The organism is Pararcticibacter amylolyticus (genome assembly GCF_003130405.1).
Lineage (GTDB): Bacteria > Bacteroidota > Bacteroidia > Sphingobacteriales > Sphingobacteriaceae > Arcticibacter > Arcticibacter amylolyticus.
This window is the reverse complement of record NZ_QEAS01000133.1, coordinates 1-339: the sequence shown is the minus strand read 5'-3', so window position 1 is coordinate 339 and position 339 is coordinate 1. Positions and strand designations below refer to the sequence as shown.

Genomic DNA, 339 nt, shown 5'->3' with positions numbered 1-339 from the left:
CACCAGATTGGCATATTTATGCATCCAGTGACGGGAATCGGTGGTCACTACCCGTCTCTTTCTCCGCCGGATATCCAGTCCGTGTTCCCGCATCAGGTCAAATAAATAGTCCCGCCCTACCCGGATGCCATGCTCTGCCAGCAGGGGAGTGAGCATGTAATGTAATTTCAGGGTACCTGTCCGCGGCAGGCTCCGGCGGACCTGATGGACATACTGAAGGATGATCTCCTCTTTTAATCCGGTATCCTGATAGCGCCACTGATGGTCATACCAGGCATGACGTGTTTTGCCAAACAGTCTGCACAGTTGCTTGATTCCCATTCGGGGTTCCTCCTGTTT

At 52.8% G+C, this 339-nt stretch carries 1 pseudogene; it reads right to left on the bottom strand.

Annotation, left to right across the window (positions count from 1 at the left end):
* Positions 1–321, bottom strand: a pseudogene (locus DDR33_RS25405) (hypothetical protein); the annotation flags it as partial.
* Between the last annotated feature and the right edge of the window lie 18 nt (positions 322–339).